This window comes from Paraburkholderia tagetis (assembly GCF_022213065.1).
Taxonomy (GTDB): Bacteria; Pseudomonadota; Gammaproteobacteria; order Burkholderiales; family Burkholderiaceae; genus Paraburkholderia; species Paraburkholderia tagetis.
In genome coordinates, this window is the sequence record NZ_JAKLJA010000016.1 from 75,976 (window position 1) to 100,381 (window position 24,406).

Here is a 24,406-nt window from a genome sequence, read left to right on the forward strand (position 1 = left end):
CGCGCCGCGCACTGCGGCGGCGCGCGCGGCGATCAGTTGAACGGGTTGTCGACGACGCCGGGCTTCGCGTCCGGCTCGTCCTTGACCTGCGCGGGCAGGTGCGGGTCGGCCTGAAGTTTCGCGACCACGCTGTCGAGCGCGGCCTTCAGCGCGAGCGCGGCGGCCAGGCCGCGCTTGTCGCGTGTGAATTCGAGCGAGCCGGAAAGCGTCACGCGCGTGGCGCCGTTCGTGAGCGTGAGTGCGTCGCCCTGTACGTTCAGGACGTCATCGTCGTTTGCGTATGCGTCGAACACCTTCAGTTCCTCCTTGAGCATGATGCAGCGTGATGTGCCGCGAGCGGCACGAGTGGCGCGAGGCCGCGCGGCGCGGGCTCGCATTATAAAAAGCCGGGACGCGGCTCGCTACGTCATCGAATGTCTTTTACGGGCGCCGCGCCGCGCGTCGTTCATATTGACGTGAGTCAGAACTGGCTCGCGAATCCGCTGCGCTTCGCGGCAAACCCATGATCATGACGCACCTGCGCCGCGCGGCGCAGGCATCCCTGCAGGTCGAACAAGGAGCGCGTCATGGGAATTCTAGACAAGGGTGCCGAAATCGTCGGCGCCGTGGCTGCGGTCGAGGCACGGAACGAGGTCGATCGGCACGGCACGCACGGCACGCACGGCACGCACGATCGGCCAGTGAGTCTGACGATGCGAACTCTGCGCTTACCGCTCGCCGCGCACGCGTGCGCGATGGCGATTGCCGCCGCATCGGTCGCGATGCTGGGCGCCTGCACGGTCACGCCGTGGCATTCGACAGCATCCCAGGGTGACGACGCTTCGGCTGCCGCCAGTGAAGCCGCCGCGCCTTCGTCCACCCCGACCGAAACGCCGATCGAAACGCCTGCGCCGGCCATCGTTGCCGAAGTGCCGCCGTCCAGCGCCGCCGCCGATTTCTATTGCGTCAAGGCTGGCGACACGCTCAGCCGCATCGCCGCCGCCCACAAGCAACGCGCCGCCGATATCGCCGCCTGGAACAAGCTTCCCGCCTCGGGCATGGTGAAAGTGGGGCAACTGTTGCGCGTCGCGCCGCCCACGAAGGCTTCGGCAACGGCACCTGCAACGGCGACACCCGCCGCGACTCCTGCAACGCTCCCCGCGAAAAGCCTGGCGGCGCCCGCCTCACCACCGGCGCCGGCCACCGCGTCTTCTTCGGCGGCACTCGCGTCAACAGCCCCCTCCGCGCCGACGACGCCTTCACGGCCGGTCGCTTCCGCGCCCGGGTCTTCGACATCTTCGGCCTCTTCGGCCTCCAGTGCGCCCGCGCAGCCCGCTGCCGCTGCGCACGCCAACGCGCGCCTCGCCTGGCCGGTGAGCGGGAGCGTCGTCACGCCGTTCGCGCCGGGCAAATTGCGCGGCATCGTCATCGCGTGCGCGGCGGGCGCGCCCGTGAAGGCTGCTGCTGCGGGGCGCGTGATGTATGCCGGCAGCGGCATGAAGGGTTACGGCAAGCTCGTCATCGTCAAGCACAACGCGCACCTGATCACTGCCTATGGCCGCAACGGCAGGCTGCTCGTGAAGCAGGGCGATACCGTGAAGCTGGGCCAGCAGATCGCGACCAGCGGCGCGGATGCGGCGGGCGTCGGCGCGCTGCTCTTCGAAGTGCGCGAGAACGGCAGACCGGTGGATCCCGTCGCGCAATTGCCGCGCAAGCAGCCGTAGTTGAATGGGAATGCGAAGCAAAATGAACAGAAGGCAATTTCTTGCAACCGGCGGTAGCGCCGTATCGCTGGCGGCGCTGGCGGGGCTCACGGTGTTGAGCGCCTGCACGGTGACGGGCCCCGGCAGCAGCGCCAACGCCGCTAACGCCGCCGAAGCTACCGAAGCCGCCGAAAAGAACGCCCGCTTGCGCAGCGAGATCGACGCCAATGTCGATGCCGCGCTGGCGCGTCTCTATGGCACGGTGAAGGGCTCGCGCGAACTGATCGGCAAGTCCGCCGCCGTGCTGGTGTTTCCCGAGGTGGTGGGCGCGGCCGTTGGCATAGGTGGCGAGTACGGGCGCGGCGCGTTGCGCACCGGTGGCCGCACGGTGGGTTACTTCAGCACGACGGCAGGCTCGCTCGGCTTCCAGATTGGCGCGCAGTCGCGGGCCGTTTTCTATGCGTTCATGACCCGGGGCGCATTCGAGCGCTTCAAGCGTAGCAGCGGCTGGAAGGCGGGCGCGGATGCCACCGTCGCGCTCGTGAAGATGGGTGTGAACGGGCAGGTCGATACGACCACGGCCGTCAATCCGGTCGAGGCCTTCGTGCTCACCAACGCGGGCCTGATGGCCGGCGCGTCGCTCGAAGGCTCGAAGGTCTCGCGGCTCGATCTGTAGCGGTGGGCGGCGTTGCGCGAGCCGCCCGCCGTTGCACGGCTACGCGGCTACACGGCTACACGGACCACATGGGCCACATGGGCCACATGGGCCACATGGGCCACATGGGCGTGGCGCGCGAGAGCGCCGCGTCACGCCCTACTCTTGTCGATCCCTACCAGCCCCATTTGCGCACGGCGAATGCGCCGCCGTTGAACAACACCTTCGTTTGCGCGGCCACATTCGCGGGAATGCCCGGGAACGCAATGCCGCTTTGCGCTTCGAGATCGCGCACCGAACGCACTTCGTAGTGGTCGACGCTCGTATTGCTGGCGACGATGGCGAACGCGAGCTGCTGCGAAGGCACGTACACCACCTTGAAGATTTGCGTGGGCACCAGCACGCGCGACGCGCCGATCGTCTGCAATTGCGCCCCCGTGAAGAGCGGTCCGGTCACGACATAGGCGTCGCCGTATTTCGTCGCGAGCTTGCGCACCGCCGTTTCAATATGCGACCACAGCCGCTGATTGTTCTCGCGGTTCTGCGGCACGATGTTCGCGAGCGAGAATGATTCGGCCATCGCCTGCGGGTTCCAGCGGTTGCCCGCGGGACTCATGTGGCCGCGATCGAAGCCGCTGCGCTTGTAGTCGGCGAGCGTCGCGCCTTCGCCTTCGGGCAGACGATCGTCTTCGAAGAAGCGGTTCGTGCGCGTCATGTCCTTCGCGGCTTCGAGGTGGTCACGCGTGATGTGCTCCGCCGACCAGAGCGGCCCGTGCGTGACGCCCGAGTGCAGCACCACGTAATCGGAATAGCAAAGCATGTGCGTCTTCGGCGCCATGCGCTGGTTGGTGAGCGTGGGGAACTGGCCGTCGGGAACGAACTGGGCACAGGTGGAAGCTGTGGAAGTGGCGGACGCGGCGGGTGCGGCGAATGCATGGCCGGCAAGGGCCATGGCGAGGCAGGCAAACAGCTTCTTCATCGAAATCGGCAAATCGGCGGGTCGGGAATGGTTAGGCGCGCGCGAGCAGCACGTGTCGTGTGCATCGTTGCGTTCCTGAAAGGACGTGTAAGGGCGTGAAAGTATAGCGGGCGCGAGCGTGCCTGACTCATGCGCGTAACTTATATGAGCAACTCACGAGCGCTCAGACGCACAACTCATGCACGCAACTCGGACGCGCAACTCGGACGCGCAACTCGGACGCGCAACTCGGACGCGGCCAAAAACAATGCGGCGCCGCCCGAAAGGCGGCGCCGCAAGACGAGAGAGGCGGAGGGGTGAAACTCGCTGGCCTGGCGCGATGCCTTTAACCAGCCTTAACCAGCTTTATCCAGCGAACAGCGCGTTTTCGGCGCGGACCGTCTGGCGGTCCACGGCCTGCAGACGCCATTGGCCTTCCATGTGCGCGTGCGAGGTTTCGCGCTCCCACGTGGCATCGCCGTGCGCCGAGCTGATTTCCTGGCGGCGGTTCACGTGCAGGCCGCGCAGGGTACAGAGGGGAGAATCGTCGAGCGGCGCGCAGAGCGCCGTTACACCATTTGCATCACGCATCTCGCCCCAGGCGGGGAGGTCGATGCCTTCGTGCGACTCGCGCGACCAGCGTTGCTGGTCGGTGTCGAGCCAGAGCACGGCATAGTCATGATTCACGGTCGGGTCCGAACCGTTGATTAGAATGGTCAATCGCATATGAGCTCCGAGATGGCTTCGAAAGGGCGCGCTGGGCGGGCGCGCGAATCTGGCCGAAGTCTTAGTGTAGGTCGGATGGATCGGTGTTCAAGGCGTTTATTCAGATACTGGGACGAACCGGCCGCAAGGGCCCGCCGCATAAGGCTTTCGGCTCATGCGGCACGACGTCGCCGGAGTGATGAATCGGCCGGCTGAACGGTCGGTCAAAGTTCGGTCAAAGTTCGGCCAAAGGTCGATCGGTCGGGCGGCTATCGGCGGGATTGAAAATCACAATTGGGAACGCAAACGACATTTCCTAGATTGATAGAGCGGCGTAGTCCGCGCTCATGTCCTGCTGCACCGCACGAAGATGCGCAGCGCCGCGTCCCCCCAAATCCGGAAGATCGAAGGAGGCATAGATGGCACAGCTCAAAGGCTCGAAGACGGAACAAAACCTCAAGGACGCCTTCGCGGGCGAATCGCAGGCGAATCGCCGCTACCTCTATTTCGCGGCCAAGGCCGATGTGGAAGGCCAGAACGATGTTGCCGCGCTGTTCCGCTCGACCGCCGAAGGCGAAACCGGCCACGCGCACGGCCACCTCGAGTATCTGGAAGCCGTTGGCGACCCGGCCACGGGCCTGCCGTTCGGCAGTTCGCGTCTGAATCTGCAATCGGCGATTGCGGGCGAAACGCACGAATACACCGATATGTACCCAGGCATGGCCAAAGTCGCGCGCGACGAAGGCTTCGACGAAATCGCCAACTGGTTCGAGACGCTCGCCAAGGCCGAGCGCAGCCACGCGAACCGTTATACGAAGGCGCTGGAAGTCCTCGCCGACTAGGTAGCAGGGTCACAGGCGCATCGTTCGCGCGTGCCGACGCGCGAACGCACCCTAATAACCAGAAGAAACAACTAGAACCGGAGACGTCATGCCCCACAAGGAAGGCAGTCTCGAAGCGCCGACTCGCCACCCGCTCGACTGGCGGTCCGAAGCGTTCTACGACCAGGCAAAGCTCGACACCGAGCTTGCGCGTGTGTTCGATATCTGCGCGGGCTGCCGCCGATGCGTCTCGCTTTGCGGCGCGTTTCCCGCGCTCTTCGATCTCGTCGACGAAACCGATACCGGCGAAGCCCACGACGTCGACAAGGCCCAGTTTTCGAAAGTGGTCGACCAGTGCTATCTGTGCGACCTCTGCTACATGACGAAGTGTCCCTATGTGCCGCCGCATCCGTGGAACGTGGATTTTCCGCATCTGATGCTGCGCGCGAAGGCTATTCATTACCGCAACGGCGAAGTGCAACTGCGCGACCGCGTGCTCTCGAACACCGACGCGCTCGGCCATCTCGCGGGCATTCCCGTGGTCACGCAAACCGTCAACGCGGTGAATGGCACGAAGGCGATGCGCGCCGTGATGGAAGACGCGCTCGGCGTGGACCGCCGCGCGTGGCTGCCCTCGTTCGCGGCGCGCAAGTTCCGCAGCGCAGCACGCAAGGCCACGGCGAACGAAGTGCGCGACGGCGAGCGCACGCCGGGCAAGGTCGCGATCTACGCCACCTGCTACGTGAACTTCAACGAGCCGGGCATCGGCCACGATCTGCTGGCGGTGCTCGACCACAACGCCATTCCCTACGTGCTGGTAAAGACCGAGGCGTGCTGCGGCATGCCGCTGCTCGAACAGGGCAACCTCGAAGGCGTGGCGAAGAAGCAGGCCGAGAACATGCCGGTGCTCGCGCAGTACGCGCGCGAAGGCTATGCGCTGTTGGGCGCGGTGCCGAGCTGCGTGCTGATGTACAAGCACGAGCTGCCGCTGATGTTCCCCGACGACGCCGACACGCGCGCCGTGAGCGAGGCGTTCTGGGACCCGTTCGAGTACTTCGTGGCGCGCAATCGCGACGGCCTGCTCAAGACCGATTTCCGCACGCCGCTTGGCAATGTCTCGTATCACGTGCCTTGCCACGCTCGCGTGCAGAACATCGGCCGCAAGACGTCCGACCTGCTTTCGCTCGTGCCGGAAACCAAGGTCAACGTGGTCGAGCGCTGCTCTGGACACGCGGGCACGTTCGGCGTGAAAAAGGAATTTCACGCGATGGCCATGAAGATCGGCACGCCCGTATTCAAGCAGATGGCGCAGGGCGAACCCGATTTCATCTCCTCGGATTGCCAGCTCGCGGGTCATCACATCGAGCAGGGCATCGACGAGAACAAGCTTGGTGGCGCGCAGGGTGGACCGCCGCTTGCGCATCCGCTTACGTTGCTGCGCCGCGCTTACGGAATTTGATGAGGATAACCATGTAAATGGGTCCGGCGCGGCTTCTGCGCGGGTTTTGCGCGGGTTTTGCGTTGTGGACCCTGAAATATTCACGCATGAGGCCAATTTGATGACGATCGCAAGAAATTCGCTGCTCTCGCTGGAAGCCTATGCGAAGCAGCGCACCGAGGTGCGCAACCGCATCATCGAGCACAAGAAGCGCCGCGCCGTGGCGCTGGGCAATCACCTTATCTTTCTCTTCGAGGACGAAGCGACGATCCGCTATCAGATCCAGGAGATGCTGCACATCGAAAAGATCTTCGAGGAAGAGGGCATCCAGGGCGAGCTCGACGCGTATCTGCCGCTCGTGCCGGACGGCAGCAACCTGAAGGCCACGATGCAGATCGAATATGAGAACGAGATCGAGCGTCGCGCGGCGCTTGCGCGGCTCATCGGCATCGAAGACCGCGTATTTCTGCAAGTGGAGGGCGAGCCGCCCGTCTACGCGATCGCCGACGAGGACCTCGAACGCGACAACGCCGAGAAAACCTCGGCGGTGCATTTCGTGCGCTTCGAACTCACGCCGCAGATGAAAAAGCGCCTGCACGAAGGCGCGGCGCTCAGCATCGGCTGCGATCATCCGAACTATCGCGTGCCCGATGCGATCATCGATGGCGAAGTGCGCAAGTCGCTCGTGAGCGATCTCGAATGAGGTTGCTTTCGAAGCCGTACTTGAAGTTGCGCTTGAGGCCGTATTTGAAGCCGCACGCGACTTACACGTTCTTGCGGTACATGACGAAGCCCGGCTTTTCCGCTACGCCGTCGTAAAGGCGCATGGCCGTGAGATTCGTCTCGTGCGTGTGCCAGTAGACGCGCGCGGAGTTCGCTGCCTTCGCGTGCGCATAGACCGCCTCGATCAGCGCGCGCCCCACGCCCTTGCCGCGTGTGTCCTCGCTCGTGAAGAGATCCTGCAAATAGCAGATCGGGCCGTCGAGCGTGGTGCTGCGGTGGTAGAGGAAGTGCACGAGGCCGACCACGCGCTCGTCTTGCAGCGCGATGAAGGCGTGCATGGGCTCGTAGCCGTCGAAGAAGCGCGTCCACGTGGTTTGCGTGAGCGTCTCGGGCAGCGCGGTCGCGCCAAAGCGGCCATAGAAACGGTTATAGCCGTCCCAGAGCGGGCGCCATGCGTCGTAGTCGGCAGGCGTGACGGGGCGCACGTGGATCGTTGGATTCAAGTTCGTTCTCCTTTGGTTTGTGTGTTTGTGGCGGTGCTGGCGCAGCCGCGCTGCTTTTGCTTTTTTGCGGTTTTCGCGTTTCCTTGTATTCGTGTCGGTCTATTAGCGTTGCCCCTGTGCGGGGCGGCACCTACTTTTCTTTGCAGCCGCAAAGAAAAGTAGGCAAAAGAAAGCGGCTCAAACCGCTAGTGTGACGCCGTCCACCTCTTGCCGTTAATCGAAGTGGTTCCGGGGCATCCGTCATCTCGCACCTTCAAACATAGTGACAAAGGGCCCGCACATCCCGCTGCTCGCTACGCGCGCAGCGGTCGGGTATGCAAGGGAAACCACCGGTACTGTACAAGCATTCGAATACGCAGGCATCCTATCTATTCGCATGCATCCCCATGGTGTGGGGTTATGCCCCACGGCGCGCGTAGCGCCGCCGGAGGAATGAGTCCTTAGTCACTCCGTTATACGGCGCGTGATGACAGACGCTCCGGAACCGCTCCGATTAAAGGCGAGTGGTGTACTGCGTCACACTAGCGGTGTGAGCGGCTTTCTTTTGCCTACTTTTCTTTGCCGCGGCAAAGAAAAGTAGGTGCCGCCCCGCACAGGGGCAACGCTAATAGACCACCACGAAAACAAGGAAACGCGAAATACCAGAGCCCACTGCAATTCACTAGCGACGTCGCCTGCAAAAACGCGGTACAGGCATCTAGAGTAAGGGATTTGTGGCACCATTGTTAGCCCCACCCAAGCCACAAACCATGGAGCCACGAAATTGGACTACGCGCTGATGATGGCCGACTACGAGCGCCGCGCGCGCACGAGCGCTTCGCGCCGGCTCACGCAACAGGACTTGCTCTACGAGAGCCTGCGCCGCGCGATTCTCGACGGCGATATCGTGTGCGGCACGCGCCTCGCTTCGAGCCGCACGCTGGCCGAAGAGCTTGGCATCGCGCGCAATTCGGTGCTCTACGCCTATGAGCGGCTGGTGGAAGAGGGCTTCGTCACGGCCACGCGGCATGGCTCCATCGTCAACGGCGTGAAACCCGCGGTGGCGCCGCCGCCCGCGCGCGTGCCGCCACATGAAGACGAGACGGCGCAGAGCCTTTCGCGCCGCGTGTGCGAGCTGCCGCCACGCCGCGCGTCGGGCGACGGCGCGACGGCATTGCGGCCAGGCACGCCTGCACTCGATGCCTTTCCGCTCGCTCAGTGGCGCACGGCCGTCGAGCGCGCCATGCGCGAGGTCGACGCGAGCGAACTGGGCTATGGCGATAGCGCAGGCCTGCCGGCGTTGCGCCAGGCCATCGCGCAATACGTGCGCGTTTCGCGCGGCGTGCGTTGCCAGCGCGATCAGGTGTTCATCACCGATGGCACGCAAACGAGCCTCGACTTGTGCGCGCGCTTTTTCGCGGACGCAGGCGAGCGCGTCTGGATCGAAAACCCCGGCTACCTTGGCGCGCGCGTGGCGATGCTGGCGGCAGGGCTCATGCTCGTGCCGGTGCCGGTGGACGCCGCGGGCATGGCCGCGCGCGAAGCGGACTGGCGCGAGGCGCCGCCGCGTCTCGTGTATCTCACGCCCTCGCATCAATATCCGCTCGGCTGCGTGCTGAGCCTGGAGCGGCGGCTTGCGCTGATCGAGCACGCGCGCGCGTGCGGCGCGTGGATCATCGAAGACGACTACGACAGCGAGCTGCGCCACGACGGCCCGCCGCTGCCGTCGATCCAGGGCCTCGCGGACGATACGCCCGTGATCTATCTGGGCACCTTCAGCAAGACGCTTTTTCCGGCGCTGCGCATTGGCTTCATGATCGTGCCGCGCCAGGTGGTGGCGCAGGTGGCGATGGCGCACCGCACGCTCATGCGCCAGGGCCGCGTGGCCGAACAGGCGGCGCTCGCGGACTTCATCGAAAGCGGCCGCTACGCGCGTCATCTGCGCCGCATGCGCAAGCTCTATGAGACGCGCCGCGATGGTCTCGTGGCCGCGATCGAAAAGCATCTGGCTGGGCTCATCACCGTGTCCGCCGATGCGGGTGGCATGCACCTGAGCGTGCGTCTGGATGTGCCGGTCAGCGATGTGGCCGTGAGCGAGGCGGCGCGCAAGCACGGTCTTGCGCTTTCGCCGCTGAGTGCGTTTTGTCTCGATGGCCCGGATGGTCGCGATGGCGGCGATGGGGAGAATGGGCACGAACGCGTGCGCTATAACGGCTTCCTGCTCGGCTACGCGGAAGCGACGCCCGAGGCTTCGGATACGCTCATGGCGACGCTGGCGGGCGTGTTGAGGGCGATGCTTTAGCACGCCAGGCATGATGCGCCTGGCGCCCCTCAAAACATCTCCATCACCCGGTGATACATCATCCCGATCTCAAGCGTGGGCCTGCGCCACGCGGGTCCGCCCGGAAAACGCGCATGACGCACGCGTGAAAACAGATCGAACGATGCGCGCTCGCCCGTAATGGCCTGAGCAACGACACGCCCCGCGATGCCCGTGAGCGCCACGCCGTGCCCGGAAAAGCCCTGCACGTAGTAATAGTTCGGATCGACCGCGCCGAAGTCCGGTGCGCGATTGCGCGTGACATCCACGAAACCGCCCCACGCATATTCCACGCTCACACCTTCGAGTTGCGCAAACACGCCGGTCATGCGCCGCTTCATCGACTCGGTGAGTTGCGCGGGCGGGGCGCCCGTCGAATCGGCGCGGCCGCCGAACAGCAAGCGGTCGTCGGCGGAAAGACGGAAGTAGTCGAGAAAGAAGTTGTTGTCGCAAATGGCGGCGCGGCCGGGAATGAGCGCGTTGGCGCGTGCGCGCCCGAGCGGTGCGGTCGCGATGATGTAAGAGGCGATGGGTGCAATGCGCGCCGCAATGGGCGCGGGCAGCACGCCGCCCGGCGCGGCGTTGCAGCACGACACCACGAAGCGGCAGCGCACCTCGCCGCGCGTGGTCTTCACGACGGGCCGCGCGCCGCGCACTACGTCGAGCACGCGCGAGTGCGCGAAGAGCCGGGCGCCTTCGTTGCGCGCGGCTTCTGCCAGGCCGAGACAATACTTGAGCGGATGCAGATGCCCCGAGACGGGGTCGTGGACGCCCGCCAGATAGCGCTGCGAATTCACGCGGGCGCGCGTGGCGTCGGTGTCGAGCCATTCGAGCTTGTCGTGGCCCCAGCGCGTGCGCGCGGCGTCCATCCACGCGCGCAGGTCGGGCACGCGCTTCGGCCTGGTTGCGACCGTCACGTAGCCCGATGTGAAATCGCAATCGATGCCGTAGCGTGCGATGCGTTCGCGCACGAGCCCCACGCCCGCGATGGAGAGCGCCCATGCCGCGCGAATGCCCGCTTCGCCAAGCTGCTTTTCGAGCACCTCGTCCTTTGCGAAGCCCACCAGCGTCTGGCCGCCGTTGCGCCCCGATGCGCCCCAGCCGGGCCGGTGCGCATCGAGCACCGCGACCGAGAGCCCGCGCGCGCGGCACTCCAGCGCCACCGAAAGGCCCGCGAAGCCGGCGCCGATCACGCACACGTCCGCGTCGATCACGCCCTCCAGCACGTGGTCGTCGACGGCGGGGCGCGTGGCGGTGGCTTCGTAATACGAGTGGCGGGCGAGCAGGTCCGCCTGGGTGTCGAGATCGAGTGTCATATGTGAACAGACCTTGGAGCAGATCCTTCATTCGATAGTGAGGCCCGCGCCGATCACGCAGGCGTCGGCGTCCAGCGTGCCTTGCAGCACGGGGTGGCGGGTCGTGTCGTTGACGGTGGCCGCGTACCACGACGGCGCATGAGGTTGATCGGCGAATTTGAGCATGGCGAAAGCGTACAAAAGCATGCGGGCGGCAGGCCGCAATTTGCCGCCCGCTGCGCACTCGTCAGAACGAGTAGATGAACTGCGCGCCCAGCAGGTCGTTGCTCTTGCTATACGAGCCGTCCTCGCGCAGGAACACCTTCTGCGTGGCCCAGTCGTGGCGGTATTCGACCTTCACGGTGATCTGCTGCGTCGCATAGAACAGCACGTCGAGCGCGATGTCCTGGCGCGTCGCGCCGTGGCATTCGAAGCCGAAGCCGCCGCTGGCACGCGAATTCGCGAGGCAGTCCGAGCCGATGCCGAAGCCGTTGTACGGGTCCATGCCGTTGCCGTTGAGCGCGATGCCGCCACCGCCGCCGCCGTTCTTGCCATTGGCGAGCACGTCGTAGCGCGCGCTCACGCCCATGCGGCCCACCACCGGCACGAAGAACTTGCGGTGCGCGAGCAGCGAGAGGCCATACCACTGCGCATTGCCGCCGTTGAATGCGGCGCGCTGCTGCTGGCCGTAGTCGAGTTCGGCGTTGTACTGGACGTCCGCGAGCGTGTAGCTCGCGTCGACTTCGCCGAAGAAGAAGTAGCCGCCCGAACTCGATGCCTGGCCGCCCGGGCCATAGACCGCCTGGCCGGTCGTCGGGTCGATCGCGCTCGACAGCGTCTGGCGGCCGACATTGAACGAGCCGCCGATATCGAGTGCGCTTGACCACGTATAGTCGGCGCGCGCCGTGAAGGTCGGGATCTTGTTGCTCGTCGTGATGGGGTCGCCCAGCGCGTTCGTGCCCGTCTGCGTGACGGAGCCGTAGGTGCGGTACTGCTCGTTGCCGACCATGAACTTGAACGCCCACTGGCTGCCGCTGGGCGTGTAGTTCCAGCCCACGCCCACGTAGCTGCCCGGGTCCGAGAAGTCGTAGAGCAGGTTGTGGGTGAGCGTGAGCATCTGGTTGGACTGCTGCACCTCGTAGCCGCCGAAGCTCTGCATGAGGCCGGCCACGAACGTGCCCGTGGAGGTCACCGGCACCGTGACGACCGCCGTGTTCAGGATGTTGCCGCCGATGCTGCCGCGCTCGTTCTGCAGCAGCGTGATGCCATTGCCGCGGTTGGGCATGAGCGTGATTTCGGCGGAAGGCGCCATCGGGCCGACGCCGAAGGTCTTCTTGATGTCGAGGTAGAGGTCGCCGAACGTACTGTTAAAGTAGTTGTACGAACTTTCGTGGTTCGCGAAAAGGAACGACGAGCTGCCGGGGGCGCGATTATAGATGTACGTCGGGTCGATATAACCGGTGACCGAAAGGCCCGCGAGCGGGCCGGTCGTGGCCGCGTCGGTGAGCGAATCCACCTTCATCTGCTGGCTCGCGATCTGCTGCTTCATCTGGTCGACTTCGTCGTTGGTCAGATGTGCCGGCGCCTTGCCGTAGTCGGGCGAGGAGATGTCCACGGCGGGTGCTGCCGCAAGCGGGGTGGCCGCCGCTCCAGTGGATGCCGTGGCGGTCTTCGCCGATGCCTTCGCGCCGGTGTTCGACGCCGCAATCTCGCTCTTGAGCGATTTCACCTCTTTTTGCAGCGCGTTCAACTGTGCCTGCAGGGCCTTGATCTGCTCGCTGGTCGAGTCCGCGAAGGCGAGCCCCGGCAATGCCCCGGCCACCAGCAAACAGATTAGCTTCTTCTTCATCGTCATTCTCCTTATGGGTCGTTATTGCGAACGCATCGGTGTGACAGCCCTCTGATTGATCTTTTTGATCCGCGGGGCGTTGCGTGCGGCGCGCGCTGCGGTTTGAGCGCCGCGCGCGCCGCTTCTGCGAACTTCTTCGCTCAGGCCGCGCGCCGGCCGAGCGGCGTGCCGACCGCGCCGCCCGGCGCGCCCTGCACGCTGCTGCCTTGCAGGGCTTCCGAGGGATCGGGTTGCACGAAGGCCATCTTCATGTCGCGCATGCGCTTTCTCTCGCGTGCGGCCATCGCCTGGTTCACGACAATCACGCCGATCGTCACCGCGCTGATGAAAAGCGTGGCGAGCGCGTTCATCTCCGGATTCAGGCCGAGGCGCACGCGCGAGAACACCACGAGCGGCAGCGTGGTCGAGCCGGGGCCGGAGAGGAATGCGGAGAGCACGAGGTCGTCGATCGAAAGCGTGAACGAGAGCAGCCAGCCCGAGAGCAGCGCCTGCGAGATCAGCGGCAGCGTGATGACGAAGAACACTTTCAAAGGCGTGGCGCCGAGATCGAGCGCGGCTTCTTCAAGCGACTTGTTCATCTCCTTCACGCGCGACTGCACGATGATCGCCACATACGAAACGCACAGCATCACGTGGCCGATCCACATCGTGATCACGCCGCGCCCCTTCGGCCAGCCGAGAAGCTGCTCCATCGCGACGAACAACAGCAGCAGCGAGATGCCCTGGATCACTTCGGGAATCACGAGCGGCGCGTTGATCATCCCGGCAAACAGCGTGAAGCCGCGAAAGCGGCCCATGCGGGCGAGCACGAAGCCCGCCCAGGTGCCGATCACGACCGAGGCGAACGCGGTCATCAGGCCGATCTTGAGCGAGAGCCAGGCGGCGGTGAGCAATTCGTCGTCCTGTAGCAGTGCGGCATACCACTTGAGCGAGAAACCCGACCAGACGGTCACGAGCTTCGACTCGTTGAACGAGTACACCACGAGGCTGATGATCGGGATATAGAGGAACAGGAACCCGAGCGAGAGGACGCTTATGGAAAGCGTGCGGTTGGGCTTGATCATTTGCTTTCCTCCAGTTCCTTGACCTGGTAGTACTGAAAGACCGCCATGGGCACGAGCAGCAGCACCACCATCGCGACGGTCACGGCGGAGGCCATCGGCCAGTCCATGTTGTTGAAGAACTCGTCCCACATCACGCGGCCGATCATGAGCGTGTCCGCGCCGCCGAGCAGTTCGGGAATCACGTACTCGCCCACGGCCGGAATGAACACCAGCAGGCTGCCCGCGATGATCCCGTTTTTCGACAGCGGCAGCGTGATCCGGGTGAACGCGACCCAGGGCTTCGCGCCCAGGTCGTAGGCGGCTTCGAGCAGCGTGAGGTCCATCTTCACGAGGTGCGCGTAGAGCGGCATCACCATGAAAGGCAGATACGAATAGACCATGCCGATATAGACGCCCGCATCGCTGTGATAGAGGCGCAGCGGCGAGTGAATCAGGCCGATGGCCATGAGCGCGTGATTGAGCAGGCCGTCGTCCTTGAGAATGCCGATCCACGCGTAGACGCGAATCAGGAACGAGGTCCAGAACGGCAGCATCACGCCCATCATCAGCAGGTTGCGCGTGGCGGGATTCGAGCGCGCGATGTAGTAGGCGATGGGATAGCCAATCAGCAAACAGAAGAAGGTCGAGACCGCCGCCATCTTCAGCGAGCTGATATAGGTGGCGACATAGAGGCTGTCTTGCAGCAGGAAGGCATAGTGGCCCAGTTGCAGCGCAAAATGGACCATGCCGTCTTTCATCTCGGCCAGGCTCGTGTACGGCGGAATGCTCATCGCCTGATCGGCGAAGCTGATCTTGAACACCAGCACGAACGGCAACGCGAAGAACAGCGTGAGCCACAGGAACGGGATGCCGATCACCGTGGCGCGGCCCGAGGGCACGAAGCGCGAAAACATACGCGAGAGCAGGCGCGCGAGCGTGCCGCGCGGTGCCTGGCCGCCCGGGGCGGCGGAAGTGGAAGGCAAAGACGTACTCATGTCGGCATCTCCGTTATTGCGTGAGCACGACGCCGCTGGCGGGCGACCACGAGACATAGACATCGTCGTTCCAGGCCGGCGCACTGTCGTTCATGAGGTGCGAGCTGGAGAGGTTCGAGACGACCACCTTGCCGCCGGGCAGGCGCACGTGATAGAGCGAGTAGCTGCCCATATAGGCGATATCCGTGACCACGCCGCGCGCCCAGTTGTGCGGCGTGCCCGGCTTCTCGTGCGTGACGCGCACGCGCTCCGGCCGCACCGAGATGCCCACCGGCATGCCGAGCGGCCCGGTCACGCCGTGGCTCACGTACATGCGCGTTTCGAGGTCTTCGCTCTCGACGTAGATGTGATCGGGTTCGTCCTCGACCACCTTGCCTTCGAACAGATTGGTCGAGCCGATAAACTCGGCCGAGAAGCGGCTATTGGGGAATTCGTAGACTTCCCCGGGCGCGCCGATCTGCACGATGCAGCCTTCGCTCATCACGGCGAGGCGGTTGGCCATCGTCATCGCCTCTTCCTGATCGTGCGTAACCATCACACAGGTGACATCGACTTTCTCGATGATGTTCACGAGTTCGAGCTGGGTCTTCTGGCGAATCTTTTTATCGAGCGCCGACATGGGCTCATCGAGCAGCAACAGCTTCGGGCGCTTGACGAGCGAGCGCGCGAGCGCGACGCGCTGCTGCTGACCGCCCGAAAGCTGATGCGGCTTGCGCTTCGCGTAGCGGCCCATTTGCACGAGGTTCAGCGCGTCGGCCACGCGCTCCCTGATCTCGTTCTTCGGCACGCCTTCCTGCTTGAGGCCGAACGCGACGTTGGACTCCACGCTCATATGCGGAAACAGCGCATACGACTGAAACATCATGTTGACGGGGCGGCGATACGGGGGAAGCGACGCGAGGTCCTCGCCGTCGACGAGAATCTTGCCCGAGGTGGCCGTCTCCAGCCCGGCGAGCATGCGTAAAAGCGTGGACTTGCCGCAGCCCGAGCTGCCGAGCAGCGCGAAAAGCTCGTTCTTGGCGATGTCGAGGCTCACGTTGTTGACGGCGACGCTGTCGCCGAACTTCTTGACGACGTTCTCGATGCGCACGAATGCGTCGCGAGAGCTGGCCGCAGCGGCGGCGCGAGCGGCTTCTGAGGCGTTGACTGGGGACGTCGGATTCATGATGTAACCTGGGTTCCTTTCCGATCGCGGCACTGGCATGTCCTTGCCCGGCTTCGCAAAATGAGGTATTCGCAAAACGCGGGCGCGAGTTGTCCCACACGGGGCGCGCAAGGCGACTCGCAGATATCAGTACTACGAACCTGGCTCGTTAAAGGCTGGCGCGTCGTTTTAAAAATTGGGTGCGGCGCGCACATCTTCCGGGGCGGACGCCCGCCCCGTTCAGTCGATCAGTGGCCGGTCTTCAGTTGCGACCACAGACGGTTTTCGAGTCGCAAGATCTCGGCCGGCATCGGCTTCATCAGCGTCATCTTCTTGAGCACGTCTTCGGCCGGATAGACCGTCGGGTCCTGCACGACCGCTGTCGTCACGTTCTGGCGCGCGGCCTTGTTCGCGGTCGGGTAGAACACCGTGTTGGTAATGGCCGCGTTGACCTTCGGGTCTTCGATGTAGTTGATCCACTTCATCGCGTTTTCGGCGTTCGGGGCGTCCTTCGGCACGACCATCACGTCGAACCACAGCAGGCCGCCTTCCTTCGCGTTCGAGAACTTGATGTGATAGCTGCGCTTTGCCTCTTCGGCGCGGCGATGCGCGATGCCCACGTCGCCCGACCAACCGAGCGCCACGCAAATGTCGTTATTCACGAGGTCGTTGATATAGCCCGACGAGTTGAACTGCGTAATGTACGGGCGGACTTTCTTCAGCACTTCATAGGCGGCCTGGTAGTCGGCCGGGTTTGTGCTGTTCGGGTCCTTGTGCATGTATTGCAGCGTGGCCGCGAACACGTCGGAGGCCTGGTCGAGGAACGACACGCCGCAGCCCTTGAGCTTCGAAAGATTGGCAGGGTCGAGGATGAGCGACCAGCTATCCACGGGCGCATTCGCTCCCAGCGCCTTTTCGACGGCCTCCTGGTTGTAGCCGATGCCGTCGGTGCCATAGGCCCAGGGCACGCCGTACTGATTGCCCGGGTCGGCGTCGGCGATCATGTGCATCAGCACGGGATCGAGGTTCGAGAGGTTGGGAATCTTCGACTTGTCGAGCTTCTGGTAGACGCCGGCCTGAATCTGCTTGGCCATGTAGTTCGAGGTCGGCACCACGATGTCGTAGCCCGAGCTGCCTGCCAGCAGCTTGGCTTGCAGCGTGTCGTCGCTATCGTAGTTGTCGTACTTCACGTGAATGCCCGATTCCTTTTCGAAATTCGGGATCGTGTCTTTCGCAATGTAGTCGGACCAGTTGTAGACATTGAGCTGATTGTCGGCGGCGCGAGCCGGCGCGCTCGACGTGGCCGTGAGACCCGCGCATACGGCAAGGGCGGCCAGCGCGACAGCGTGACGAAGATGACTGACACTCATGTGGATATCCCAGGAAGGTGAGGTTTGGCGGGCGGCGCCCGCACCCCGTCGTGCGCCGCCGGCCCTGACGTTTGCAGCGTTACGAAAGTCCCAGTTGTTGCGCGGTTGCGTCGATGGCCTTCTTCGCCTTCGACACGATTTCGTCGATCTCGCCGCGCGTGATCACGAGCGGCGGCGAGAGCAGCATGCGGTCGCCGGTGGCGCGCATGATGAGATTGCCGTTGAAGCAGAAGTCGCGGCAGATCGTGCCCACCTCGCCGCCATTCGCGAAGCGCTTGCGCGTCTTCGGATCTTCGGCAAGTTGCAGGCCCGCCACGAGCCCCGCGCCCGAGATGTCGCCGATGATCGGGTGATGGCCGAAGGTTTCGCGCAGGCGCTGCTGGAAGTACGGGCCCGTGTCCGTCTTCACGCGCTCGACAATGCGCTCGTCGCGCAGCAGCTTGAGGTTCGCGACCGCGACGGCGGCGGCCACCGGATGGCCCGAGTACGTGAGGCCGTGGTTGAACTCGCCGTTCTCGATGAGCGCCTTCGCGATGCGGTCGTGCAGGCCCACCGCGCCCATCGGCACGTAGCCGCTCGTGAGACCCTTGGCCATGGTGATGAGGTCGGGCTCGAAGCCCAGGTGCTGATGTGCGAACCATTCGCCGGTGCGCCCGAAGCCGCCGATCACTTCGTCGGCGCACAGCAGAATGTCGTACTTGCGGCAGATGCGCTGGATTTCCGGCCAGTAGGTCGAGGGCGGGAAGATCACGCCGCCCGCGCCCTGGAACGGCTCGCCAATGAATGCGGCCACGTTCTCCGCGCCCACTTCGAGAATCTTCGCTTCGAGTTGCTGCGCGCGCGCGAGGCCGAACTCCTCGGGCGTCATGTCGCCCTGTGCTTCGCCGAAGAAATACGGTTGATCGATATGCACGATGTTCTCGACCTTCGAGGGCATCTGCTCGTGCATGTAGCCCATGCCGCCGAGCGTGCCGCCCGCGATGGTCGAGCCGTGATAGGCATTCTTGCGCGAGATGACGACCTTCTTCGAAGGCTTGTTCTGCGTGAGCCAATATTGATGCACGATGCGCAGCACCGTGTCGTTGCCTTCCGAGCCGCTGTTGCAATAGAAGAAGTGATTGAAGGGCTCGGGCGACACTTCGGCGAGCAGCGCCGAAAGCTCGATCACCGGCGGGTGCGTGGTCTTGAAGAACGTGTTATAGAACGGCAATTCCTGGAGCTGCTTGTACGCGGCATCGGCCAGTTCCTTGCGGCCATAACCCACGTTCACGCACCAGAGGCCGGCCATGCCGTCGATGATCTGGTTGCCTTCCGAGTCCCACAGGTACACGCCTTTCGCTTTCACGATCACGCGGCTGCCTGCCTTGTTGAGCGCGCCCATGTCGGAGAACGGATGGAAATGGTGCGCGGCGTCGAGTGCGCGATAGTCGGCAGTGGAGCGTGCGGGCTGGACCGATTGCGCGCGCAGCGTCGTCGGCACTTCTTGCAGCGCGCTGGCGGGGGCGTCGATTCGATAGCTCATCTCTTGTTTCTCCTTTGTTTTACACGTGCAGCAGCAGGTGCTTGCGTTCCCACGAACTGATCACGCGGAAATACGCTTCGTATTCGGTTTCCTTGAGCGCGAGATACGCGCGCACGAACTTCTCGCCCAGGATGTCCTTGAGCGGCTCGCACGCGGCCATCAGCGTGATGCCTTCCTCCAGATTGCGCGGCAACTGATAGGGCAGCGAGTAGCCGTCGCTCACGAGCGGCTCCGTGGGCTTGAGATGCTGCGTCATGCCCAGATAGCCAGCGGCCAGCGTCGCGGCAATCGCGAGATATGGATTGGTGTCCACGCCCGGAATGCGGTTCTCCACACGGCGCGCAACCGGCGAGGAATACGGCACGCGGAAACCCACGGTGCGGTTGTCGTAGCCCCACGCCACATTGATGGGCGCGGCCATGAAGCGCGAGAGCCGGCGATACGAATTGATGTACGGCGCGAAGATCGGCATCAGCGCGGGCGTGTACTTCTGCAGGCCCGCGATATACGCATGGAACATGTCGGTGGGCTTGCCGTCGGCACCCGTGAAGAGGTTCTGGCCGCTTTCGGCGGACACGAGGCTCTGGTGCACGTGCATGGCCGAGCCGGGTTCGTTCTCCATTGGCTTCGCCATGAAGGTGGCGTACATGTGGTGGCGCAGCGCCGCTTCACGCACGGTGCGCTTGAAGAGGAACACGCGGTCCGCGAGATTGAGCGGATCGCCATGCAGGAAGTTGATTTCCATCTGCGCCGCGCCCACTTCGTGAATGAGCGTATCGACTTCCAGTTCCTGAATATCGCAGTACTCGTAGATATCTTCGAAGAGCGGGTCGAACTCATTCACGGCTTCGATCGAATACGCCTGGCGGCCGGTTTCCGGACGGCCCGTGCGGCCGATCGGCGGCGTGAGCGGAATGTCCGGGTCCTTGTTCATATCGACGAGATAGAACTCCAGCTCCGGCGCGATCACGGGCTTCCAGCCCTTCGCCTGGTAGAGCTCGAGCACGCGGCGCAGCACGCGGCGCGGCGAGATTTCGACCGGCGTGCCATCGAAGTGCACGCAATCGTGGATCACCTGCGCGGTGGGATCGACGGCCCACGGAATGATGCGGATGGTGGAGGGGTCCGGTACGCACACCATGTCGGGGTCGGTGACGCCCGTGAGGCTGCCGTCTTCGGGATAATCGCCGGTCACGGTCTGGATCATCACGGCTTGCGGCAGCCGCATGGCCTCGCCAAATTCGAACTTGCTGCGCGGGATGATCTTGCCGCGCGCGATGCCCGCCATATCGGGGATGATCGCTTCGATTTCGGTGATGTGGTGTTTCTTCAGGAATTCGTCGATGTCGTGCATGATCGTTCTCTCTGTTCTGTATGAGCCGGCGTCATTCAGGCGTGCGCGGGTTGGCGCCCGGCTCCGCACGGTATTCGGGCCAGCATGCGCGCGCGGCAGGCGTCGCCAAACGCGCGGAAGATCGCAGTGGATAGGGCGTTTTGCGCGTACTGCCACTCGGGGTGCCATTGCACGCCGAGCGCGAAGCTCGTCGCATTCGCCACGCTGACCGCTTCGATGAGGCCATCGGGGGCCGTTGCTTGCGCAACCAGACCGGCGCCGAGCGTTTCGATGCCTTGCCCGTGCAGCGAATTCACGCGGGCTTCGCGCGTCTTGCCTGCACCGCCGGCGATCCTTTGCAGCAGCCCGCCCTCGGTCAGCGCAACGGAATGCGCCGGGCCGTATTGCGTTTCAAGCGGATCGGCCTTGTTCTCGCGATGATCGTCGAGCCCGGCAACGGCATGCACCTGCTGATGCAGCGTGCCGCCGAATACGACGTTCATCTCCTGAAAACCACGGCAAATGGCGAGTACGGGCACGCCCGAATCGATGGCCGCGCGCATCAGCGGCAGCGTGGTGGCGTCGCGCTCGGGGTCGTGCAGCGTGCCCGCAGCGCTCGCCGCTCCGCCGTAGCGATGCGGCTCCACGTTCGAGTAGCTGCCGGTGAAGAGCAGGCCGTCCACGGCTTCGAGTATGTCGGCCGCTGCCTGCCGCGCGCCGAGCGCCGGCAGCACCAATGCGAGCCCGCCCGAGCCGTCCACGACAGCGGCGATGTACTTCTCGCCGGCCACGTGCGACGCGTGCGGTCCCATCATCGTGCGATCGGCGGTCACTCCAATCAACGGTTTGGTTCGCATGACTAATGTTTCGCTTCTTGTGCCCGCGCAACGCCAATGCAAAGGGTTTTGCGGCAACGCTGCGGGCGTGACATGACCTTGCAGCCTTGCACGAGGCAAGGCCGCAAATCTTGGGTGCAGCGCGAAAGCGTCGCTAACGCATCGCGCTGCGCGTGGAGATCATGTAGGCGGTTCGTTTTCGGCCGTTATGCGGCGCGACCGTGGAAAGACGTGCGCAGCCACGCCGCTCGCGCGCAGCAATACGGCTCGCGTGTGGTTGACGGCGATGAAAACGAACGGCGCAGGAAGGAGAGGCGCTAGGGCAGCAGCGACGCGACTTCGTCGGTATGGATGGCGATGAAAGCGCGTGCGGAGACGGCGTTACGACGCCGAACGGACCGCCGGGAAAGGACTGTGAAGACGGACAGAAACAGGCGAGAGGCAAGCCTGCCGCTAATGCCGTCGGCGATGGCGGCGTAGTCGCTGCGAAGACACCTCGCATGACTTCGATCCCATCTCACCAGAGGGCCACGGACTCTCACAATTACACTCGACTGGGTGGTTGAAAAATTGCCCGATTCATTCAGTGCGACATGAATGGTTCGCACTGCATCAATCTGAACATTGGTGTCTTTCGATGTATTGCGCATGAACGGCGTGTTGCATTGCAGTGTCACGCTGATGCTCATCGTTCGATCAACCTGTCATTCAGGATATACGAGCCAAAAAGGGCGTCAATTATTTTTTACGTTTTTTATGTCAGCACTTTCCCGAGGACATGTGGCAAACAGCGAATAATGCGAAATATGGCCTGCTATTTTTATATTTCGATTTACTTACAGGGGTTTCCACTGACGCAAAAAAGCGCAAACTGATTAGAATATTCAACACGTACACCGCGCCGTTTTTGCTGTTGTTCTATTCGTCGTTCGCTGCTACCCGCAGTTGTCTTCCGGCGCGCTCCTGACCAACCGGCTTTCGAACGTGACCGAGTCCGCCGCATCCGCTACCACTGAAGTCGCCACGCGTCTGCGCTACGTGCGCAAGCGCTATGGGTTGTCGCAACGCGAACTGGCCAAGCGCGCAGGCGTCACGAACGGCGCGATCTCGCTGATCGAGCAAAGTCGTGTCAGTCCCTCCGTGGGGTCGCTCAAGAAGTTGCTCGAATGCATTCCCATGAGTCTCGCGGAATTCTTCACGTTCGATCTGAACGAGGGCGCGAGCGTGGTGTCGCGCCGCGGCGAGATGCCGAACCTCGGCAACGCGTCCATCGAGTTCTATCTTGCGGGTGCGAACGTGAAGGACCGCAATATGGGCATCATGCGCGAGGTGTACCAGCCGCTTGCCGATACGGGCGCGGAGATGCTCGTGCATGCGGGGCACGAGGGCGGCGTCGTGGTGGCCGGTCAACTCGAACTGACCGTGGACGGCACGACCTGGCTGCTCGACCCCGGCGACAGCTACTACTTCGAAAGCCGTCTTCCGCACCGGTTTCGCAATCCCAGCGCGAGCGATGTTTGCGAGGTGGTGTCGGCCAATTCGCCGCCCACTTTCTGACTCGCGCATATCCGGTTCGATTCTTGCTGCCACCGTTGGCATGAAGCCCGGCTGAAACTCGCCGCGCTTATCCGCCACACTTCGAGCGAACGGCCGCAGGTCGAACGAATCGCAAATCATTGAGGCATCCTCATGGAAAAGAGAACTCTCGCTTACTGGCAGGACAAGGCCGCATCGCTCTCGATCGAAGGGCGCGCATTCATCGACGGCGCTTCGCGCGACGCCTATTCGGGCCGCACCTTCGACTGCGTGAGCCCCATCGACGGCCGCGTGCTCGCAAACGTAGCCGATTGCGGCGCGGCGGATGTCGATGCCGCCGTCGCCGCTGCGCGCCGCGCGTTCGAACAGGGTGTATGGGCCGGCCTCAACCCGCGCGAGCGCAAGGCGGTCCTGCTGCGCTGGGCCGCGCTCATGCGCGAGCACCTGGACGAACTCGCGCTGCTGGAAACGCTCGACGCGGGCAAGCCCATCGGCGACACCACCACGGTGGATGTGCCGGGCGCGGCTTATTGCGTCGAATGGTTCGCCGAGGCCATCGACAAGGTGGGCGGCGAAGTCGTGCCCGCCGACCATCATCTCGTGGGCCTCGTCACGCGTGAGCCCATCGGCGTGGTGGCGGCCGTGGTGCCTTGGAATTTCCCGATCCTGATGGCTTCGTGGAAGTTCGGCCCGGCGCTTGCCGCAGGCAACAGCGTCGTGCTCAAGCCTTCCGAGAAGTCGCCGCTCACGGCCATTCGCGTGGCGCAGCTCGCGCATGCGGCCGGTATTCCGGCGGGCGTGTTCAACGTGCTGCCTGGCGGCGGCGAGCCGGGCAAGCTGCTGGCGTTGCATCGCGACGTGGACTGCCTCGCCTTCACGGGCTCGACCAACGTGGGCAAGCAGATCATGCAGTACGCGGGCCAGTCCAACCTCAAGCGCGTGTGGCTCGAACTCGGCGGCAAGTCGCCCAACATCGTGCTGGCCGACTGCCCGGACCTCGACCGCGCAGCAAAAGCCGCGGCGGGCGCGATCTTCTACAACATGGGCGAGATGTGCACGGCGGGCTCGCGCCTGCTCGTGCAGCGCGAGATCAAGGATGTGTTTCTCGCGAAGCTGCTGGAAGCGGCGAAGGCCTATAAGCCTGGGAATCCTCTCGATCCCGATGTCTCGATGGGCGCGATCGTCGACAAGGTTCAGCTCGAGCGCGTGCTCGGCTATATCGAGGCGGGACGCAAGGATTCCGCGCTGCTGCTGGGCGGCGAGCGCGTGAACGCGTCGAGCGGCGGCTTCTACGTGGAGCCGACGGTATTCGATACGCGCCATGACGCACGCATCGCGCGCGAGGAAATTTTTGGACCGGTGCTTTCGGTCATTACGTTCGACACCATCGACGAAGCCGTGCGCATCGCCAACGACAGCGACTACGGTCTCGCGGCGGCGGTGTGGACGGCGAACCTCACGCATGCGCACGAGATCTCGCGCCGCTTGCGCGCGGGCACCGTGTGGGTCAACTGCTACGACGAAGGCGGCGACATGAACTTCCCGTTCGGCGGCTTCAAGGAGTCGGGCAATGGCCGCGACAAATCACTTCACGCGCTGGAGAAGTACACCGAGCTGAAGTCCACGCTCGTGCGGTTGCGCTAGGGGATGGGCGAGCCGTGCGCGGCGGCGCGCACGGCAGCGCACGAGCGCTCGATCA

The 24,406-nt window shown here is 63.9% G+C and carries 23 protein-coding genes; 8 read left to right on the forward strand and 15 right to left on the reverse strand.

Annotated elements, in window-relative coordinates; all coding sequences use genetic code 11:
- Positions 1 to 32: 32 nt before the first annotated feature.
- Positions 33 to 293: a hypothetical protein gene (locus L5014_RS19585; protein WP_238465461.1), complete on the reverse strand. Its 261-nt coding sequence runs from the start codon at positions 291 to 293 to the stop codon at positions 33 to 35.
- A 273-nt stretch (positions 294 to 566) separates the two neighbouring features.
- On the opposite strand from L5014_RS19585, the gene L5014_RS19590 reads away from it, so the two are divergent.
- Together L5014_RS19590 and L5014_RS19595 are read left to right on the forward strand one after the other, a co-directional pair.
- On the forward strand, positions 567 to 1,703 hold the full coding sequence (locus tag L5014_RS19590; RefSeq protein ID WP_238465401.1) for a peptidoglycan DD-metalloendopeptidase family protein: 1,137 nt from the start codon (positions 567 to 569) through the stop codon (positions 1,701 to 1,703).
- A gap of 22 nt (positions 1,704 to 1,725) precedes the next feature.
- A complete protein-coding gene (locus L5014_RS19595; protein ID WP_238465402.1) occupies positions 1,726 to 2,358 on the forward strand; it encodes a BPSL1445 family SYLF domain-containing lipoprotein in 633 nt (210 codons plus the stop codon).
- Between the two features lie 154 nt (positions 2,359 to 2,512).
- Here L5014_RS19595 and L5014_RS19600 read toward each other — a convergent pair whose 3' ends face one another.
- Together L5014_RS19600 and L5014_RS19605 are read right to left on the reverse strand one after the other, a co-directional pair.
- Complete coding sequence (locus L5014_RS19600; RefSeq protein WP_238465403.1) at positions 2,513 to 3,316, reverse strand: DNA/RNA non-specific endonuclease; 804 nt, start codon at positions 3,314 to 3,316, stop codon at positions 2,513 to 2,515.
- Between the two features lie 345 nt (positions 3,317 to 3,661).
- A complete protein-coding gene (locus L5014_RS19605) occupies positions 3,662 to 4,021 on the reverse strand; it encodes a DUF3564 domain-containing protein (protein WP_238465404.1) in 360 nt (119 codons plus the stop codon).
- 398 nt (positions 4,022 to 4,419) lie between these two features.
- On the opposite strand from L5014_RS19605, the gene L5014_RS19610 reads away from it, so the two are divergent.
- The 3 genes from L5014_RS19610 (at position 4,420) to L5014_RS19620 (ending at position 6,962) form a co-directional block, all read left to right on the forward strand.
- Positions 4,420 to 4,842, forward strand: coding sequence for a rubrerythrin family protein (locus tag L5014_RS19610; protein WP_028218209.1), 423 nt, complete (start codon positions 4,420 to 4,422; stop codon positions 4,840 to 4,842).
- A gap of 88 nt (positions 4,843 to 4,930) precedes the next feature.
- The gene (locus L5014_RS19615; protein WP_238465405.1) at positions 4,931 to 6,280 is read left to right on the forward strand and encodes a heterodisulfide reductase-related iron-sulfur binding cluster; all 1,350 of its coding nucleotides are present in this window, start codon (positions 4,931 to 4,933) and stop codon (positions 6,278 to 6,280) included.
- 100 nt (positions 6,281 to 6,380) lie between these two features.
- A complete protein-coding gene (locus L5014_RS19620) occupies positions 6,381 to 6,962 on the forward strand; it encodes a DUF3501 family protein (RefSeq protein WP_238465406.1) in 582 nt (193 codons plus the stop codon).
- Between the two features lie 61 nt (positions 6,963 to 7,023).
- On the opposite strand, the gene L5014_RS19625 is transcribed toward L5014_RS19620, so the two are convergent.
- Complete coding sequence (locus tag L5014_RS19625) at positions 7,024 to 7,485, reverse strand: GNAT family N-acetyltransferase (protein WP_238465407.1); 462 nt, start codon at positions 7,483 to 7,485, stop codon at positions 7,024 to 7,026.
- Between the two features lie 763 nt (positions 7,486 to 8,248).
- Here L5014_RS19625 and pdxR point away from each other — a divergent pair.
- Positions 8,249 to 9,766 (forward strand): MocR-like pyridoxine biosynthesis transcription factor PdxR, encoded by a 1,518-nt coding sequence (pdxR, locus tag L5014_RS19630; protein WP_238465408.1) that lies wholly within the window; start codon positions 8,249 to 8,251, stop codon positions 9,764 to 9,766.
- A gap of 29 nt (positions 9,767 to 9,795) precedes the next feature.
- On the opposite strand, the gene L5014_RS19635 is transcribed toward pdxR, so the two are convergent.
- The 11 genes from L5014_RS19635 to L5014_RS19685 form a co-directional block, all read right to left on the reverse strand.
- Positions 9,796 to 11,100 (reverse strand): NAD(P)/FAD-dependent oxidoreductase, encoded by a 1,305-nt coding sequence (locus L5014_RS19635; protein WP_238465409.1) that lies wholly within the window; start codon positions 11,098 to 11,100, stop codon positions 9,796 to 9,798.
- A 27-nt stretch (positions 11,101 to 11,127) separates the two neighbouring features.
- Positions 11,128 to 11,265: a hypothetical protein gene (locus L5014_RS19640; protein ID WP_420800101.1), complete on the reverse strand. Its 138-nt coding sequence runs from the start codon at positions 11,263 to 11,265 to the stop codon at positions 11,128 to 11,130.
- A 61-nt stretch (positions 11,266 to 11,326) separates the two neighbouring features.
- Positions 11,327 to 12,928: a DUF3138 family protein gene (locus L5014_RS19645; RefSeq protein ID WP_238465410.1), complete on the reverse strand. Its 1,602-nt coding sequence runs from the start codon at positions 12,926 to 12,928 to the stop codon at positions 11,327 to 11,329.
- 140 nt (positions 12,929 to 13,068) lie between these two features.
- The gene (locus L5014_RS19650; protein WP_238465411.1) at positions 13,069 to 13,992 is read right to left on the reverse strand and encodes an ABC transporter permease subunit; all 924 of its coding nucleotides are present in this window, start codon (positions 13,990 to 13,992) and stop codon (positions 13,069 to 13,071) included.
- Positions 13,989 to 14,966: an ABC transporter permease subunit gene (locus L5014_RS19655; RefSeq protein WP_238465412.1), complete on the reverse strand. Its 978-nt coding sequence runs from the start codon at positions 14,964 to 14,966 to the stop codon at positions 13,989 to 13,991. Before L5014_RS19655 ends, L5014_RS19650 begins: the two co-directional genes overlap by 4 nt.
- Positions 14,967 to 14,979: 13 nt before the next feature.
- Positions 14,980 to 16,131 carry an ABC transporter ATP-binding protein gene (locus L5014_RS19660; protein ID WP_238465413.1) on the reverse strand — a complete coding sequence of 384 codons (1,152 nt, stop codon included), beginning with the start codon at positions 16,129 to 16,131 and terminating at the stop codon, positions 14,980 to 14,982.
- A 227-nt stretch (positions 16,132 to 16,358) separates the two neighbouring features.
- A complete protein-coding gene (locus L5014_RS19665) occupies positions 16,359 to 17,480 on the reverse strand; it encodes a polyamine ABC transporter substrate-binding protein (RefSeq protein WP_238465414.1) in 1,122 nt (373 codons plus the stop codon).
- Positions 17,481 to 17,559: 79 nt separating this feature from the next.
- The gene (locus tag L5014_RS19670; RefSeq protein ID WP_238465415.1) at positions 17,560 to 19,002 is read right to left on the reverse strand and encodes an aspartate aminotransferase family protein; all 1,443 of its coding nucleotides are present in this window, start codon (positions 19,000 to 19,002) and stop codon (positions 17,560 to 17,562) included.
- A 19-nt stretch (positions 19,003 to 19,021) separates the two neighbouring features.
- A complete protein-coding gene (locus L5014_RS19675; protein WP_238465416.1) occupies positions 19,022 to 20,356 on the reverse strand; it encodes a glutamine synthetase family protein in 1,335 nt (444 codons plus the stop codon).
- Positions 20,357 to 20,391: 35 nt separating this feature from the next.
- The gene (locus tag L5014_RS19680) at positions 20,392 to 21,192 is read right to left on the reverse strand and encodes a gamma-glutamyl-gamma-aminobutyrate hydrolase family protein (protein WP_238465417.1); all 801 of its coding nucleotides are present in this window, start codon (positions 21,190 to 21,192) and stop codon (positions 20,392 to 20,394) included.
- A gap of 296 nt (positions 21,193 to 21,488) precedes the next feature.
- A complete protein-coding gene (locus L5014_RS19685; protein WP_238465462.1) occupies positions 21,489 to 21,713 on the reverse strand; it encodes a hypothetical protein in 225 nt (74 codons plus the stop codon).
- 487 nt (positions 21,714 to 22,200) lie between these two features.
- Between L5014_RS19685 and L5014_RS19690 the strand changes: the two genes are divergently transcribed.
- Together L5014_RS19690 and L5014_RS19695 are read left to right on the forward strand one after the other, a co-directional pair.
- Positions 22,201 to 22,728 carry a cupin domain-containing protein gene (locus L5014_RS19690; protein ID WP_274389435.1) on the forward strand — a complete coding sequence of 176 codons (528 nt, stop codon included), beginning with the start codon at positions 22,201 to 22,203 and terminating at the stop codon, positions 22,726 to 22,728.
- Between the two features lie 132 nt (positions 22,729 to 22,860).
- Positions 22,861 to 24,351, forward strand: a complete 1,491-nt coding sequence (locus L5014_RS19695) for an aldehyde dehydrogenase (protein WP_238465419.1) — start codon at positions 22,861 to 22,863, stop codon at positions 24,349 to 24,351.
- Positions 24,352 to 24,406: the final 55 nt, after the last annotated feature.

Excerpts from the sequence above, each read along its gene's own strand:
- L5014_RS19590 (WP_238465401.1), top strand. The coding sequence starts at position 567 with ATGGGAATTCTAGACAAGGGTGCCGAAATCGTCGGCGCCGTGGCTGCG.
- L5014_RS19595 (WP_238465402.1), top strand. The coding sequence starts at position 1,726 with ATGAACAGAAGGCAATTTCTTGCAACCGGCGGTAGCGCCGTATCGCTG.
- L5014_RS19600 (WP_238465403.1), bottom strand. The coding sequence starts at position 3,316 with ATGAAGAAGCTGTTTGCCTGCCTCGCCATGGCCCTTGCCGGCCATGCA.
- L5014_RS19605 (WP_238465404.1), bottom strand. The coding sequence starts at position 4,021 with ATGCGATTGACCATTCTAATCAACGGTTCGGACCCGACCGTGAATCAT.
- L5014_RS19610 (WP_028218209.1), top strand. The coding sequence starts at position 4,420 with ATGGCACAGCTCAAAGGCTCGAAGACGGAACAAAACCTCAAGGACGCC.
- L5014_RS19615 (WP_238465405.1), top strand. The coding sequence starts at position 4,931 with ATGCCCCACAAGGAAGGCAGTCTCGAAGCGCCGACTCGCCACCCGCTC.
- L5014_RS19620 (WP_238465406.1), top strand. The coding sequence starts at position 6,381 with ATGACGATCGCAAGAAATTCGCTGCTCTCGCTGGAAGCCTATGCGAAG.
- L5014_RS19635 (WP_238465409.1), bottom strand. The coding sequence starts at position 11,100 with ATGACACTCGATCTCGACACCCAGGCGGACCTGCTCGCCCGCCACTCG.
- L5014_RS19640 (WP_420800101.1), bottom strand. The coding sequence starts at position 11,265 with ATGCTCAAATTCGCCGATCAACCTCATGCGCCGTCGTGGTACGCGGCC.
- L5014_RS19645 (WP_238465410.1), bottom strand. The coding sequence starts at position 12,928 with ATGAAGAAGAAGCTAATCTGTTTGCTGGTGGCCGGGGCATTGCCGGGG.
- L5014_RS19650 (WP_238465411.1), bottom strand. The coding sequence starts at position 13,992 with ATGATCAAGCCCAACCGCACGCTTTCCATAAGCGTCCTCTCGCTCGGG.
- L5014_RS19655 (WP_238465412.1), bottom strand. The coding sequence starts at position 14,966 with ATGAGTACGTCTTTGCCTTCCACTTCCGCCGCCCCGGGCGGCCAGGCA.
- L5014_RS19660 (WP_238465413.1), bottom strand. The coding sequence starts at position 16,131 with ATGAATCCGACGTCCCCAGTCAACGCCTCAGAAGCCGCTCGCGCCGCC.
- L5014_RS19665 (WP_238465414.1), bottom strand. The coding sequence starts at position 17,480 with ATGAGTGTCAGTCATCTTCGTCACGCTGTCGCGCTGGCCGCCCTTGCC.
- L5014_RS19670 (WP_238465415.1), bottom strand. The coding sequence starts at position 19,002 with ATGAGCTATCGAATCGACGCCCCCGCCAGCGCGCTGCAAGAAGTGCCG.
- L5014_RS19675 (WP_238465416.1), bottom strand. The coding sequence starts at position 20,356 with ATGCACGACATCGACGAATTCCTGAAGAAACACCACATCACCGAAATC.
- L5014_RS19680 (WP_238465417.1), bottom strand. The coding sequence starts at position 21,192 with ATGCGAACCAAACCGTTGATTGGAGTGACCGCCGATCGCACGATGATG.
- L5014_RS19695 (WP_238465419.1), top strand. The coding sequence starts at position 22,861 with ATGGAAAAGAGAACTCTCGCTTACTGGCAGGACAAGGCCGCATCGCTC.